General features: G+C 71.2%; 1 pseudogene. It reads right to left on the bottom strand.

Annotated features, from left to right (window positions below):
- A pseudogene (locus ABEB00_RS28035) lies at window positions 1-1827 on the bottom strand (type I polyketide synthase); the annotation flags it as partial.

Genomic DNA, 1827 nt, shown 5'->3' with positions numbered 1-1827 from the left:
CAGCACCACATGCGCATTCGTCCCGCTGACGCCGAAGGACGACACGGCCGCGCGTCGGGGCCGGGGTTCGGTCCCGGGCCAGTCCCGGGTCTCGCGGAGGAGCTCCATCGTCCCGGCGGACCAGTCGATGAAGGGGGACGGTTCGTCCANTGGGTGTGGCCGATGTTCGACTTCAACGATCCGAGCCACAGCGGCCGGTCGGTGTCGCGCTCCTGCCCGTACGTCGCCAGCAGCGCCTCGGCCTCGATCGGGTCCCCTAGACGTGTGCCGGTGCCGTGGGCCTCGACGACGTCCACCTCGGCGGCCGGCACTCCCGCGTTCGCCAGTGCCTGACGGATGACGCGCTGTTGCGAGGGTCCGTTGGGTGCGGTCAGGCCGTTGCTGGCGCCGTCCTGGTTCACCGCCGAACCACGCACCACCGCGAGGACCCGGTGTCCGTTGCGCCGCGCGTCCGACAACCGCTCCAGCAGCAGCATGCCCACGCCCTCGGACCAGCCGGTGCCGTCGGCCGCGGCCGAGAACGCCTTGCACCGGCCGTCCGGCGCCAGTCCCCGCTGGCGGCTGAACTCCACGAACATGCCGGGGGCCGACATCACCGTGGCACCACCGGCGAGGGCCATGGAGCACTCACCGGACCGCAGCGCCTGCGCCGCCAGATGCAGCGCGACCAGTGAGGACGAGCACGCCGTGTCGACGGTGAGCGCGGGCCCGGTCAGCCCGAGCTGGTAGGCGATCCGCCCGGACATGATGCTGGCGGTCCCGCCGGTCAGGACGTGTCCTTCGACGGTGTCCGGGGCCTGGTGCATGCGGGGGCCGTAGTCCTGGGCGGTGGCGCCGACGAAGACACCGGTGTCCGTGCCCCTGTGATGACCAGGATCGATGCCGGCCCGCTCGTAGACCTCCCACGCCGTCTCCAGCAGCAGCCGCTGCTGCGGATCCATCGCCAGTGCCTCACGGGGTGAGATACCGAAGAAGCCCGCGTCGAACTCGCCCGCTGAGGGAAGGAATCCACCGCGCGTGACATAGCTCTTGCCCGAGCGACCGGGATCTGGGTCGTACAGGGAGTCGAGGTCCCAGCCACGGTCGGACGGGAACTCCGTGAGCACGTCACGGCCCTGCGCCACGATCCGCCAGAGGTCCTCGGGTGAGGACACCCCACCAGGGAAACGGCACGCCATTCCCACGATCGCCACCGGCTCGTCGAGTGCGGCGGCAGCGGGACGCGCCGCCGCGCCCGCCGGGTCGCCGAGCAACTCGGAGTGGAGGTACTCGACGAGTTCCGCGGGGGTCGGGTAGTCGAAGAGCAGGCCGCTCGGCAGCCGCATGCCGGTGGCTGCGGCCAGCGCGTTGCGAAAGTCGACGGCGCTCATGGAGTCGAAACCGAGATCGGTGAAGGGCGCCCTGAGCTGTACGACCTTCGTCTCGGGGTACCCGAGCACCGAGACGATGTGCCGGGAGACCTCCTCGATCATCACGCGCTTGCGCTCGTCGGTTGGCAGGCCGGCCAACAGGTCTGCCAAGCCACTGCGTTCCCCCGGCTCCGCGGCGATGGCCGGCCCGGTCGACGGCCTGACCGTGGCAGCCTGGTGGTCCGGCCCGGTCAGCCAGTAGCTCTCACGCTGGAAGGCATACGTCGGCAAGTCGACACGACGCGCGTCCGTGCCGTCGTAGAAGGCGGTCCAGTCGACGTGCGTGCCCCGCACGTACGCCTGGGCCAACGCGGTGACCGCGGCCGACGGCTCGGGGCGGTCGCGCCGCAGCAGCGGCACGGCCGCCGCCTCGATCCCATCGCTGAGGCAGTCGGGGATCAGGGCGGAGAGTACGGCG

It is taken from the genome of Streptomyces ziwulingensis (assembly GCF_039542605.1).
In the GTDB taxonomy this organism is placed as follows: domain Bacteria; phylum Actinomycetota; class Actinomycetes; order Streptomycetales; family Streptomycetaceae; genus Streptomyces; species Streptomyces ziwulingensis.
The sequence above is the reverse complement of the archived record's forward strand: the minus strand, read 5'-3'. Positions and strand labels throughout refer to the sequence as shown.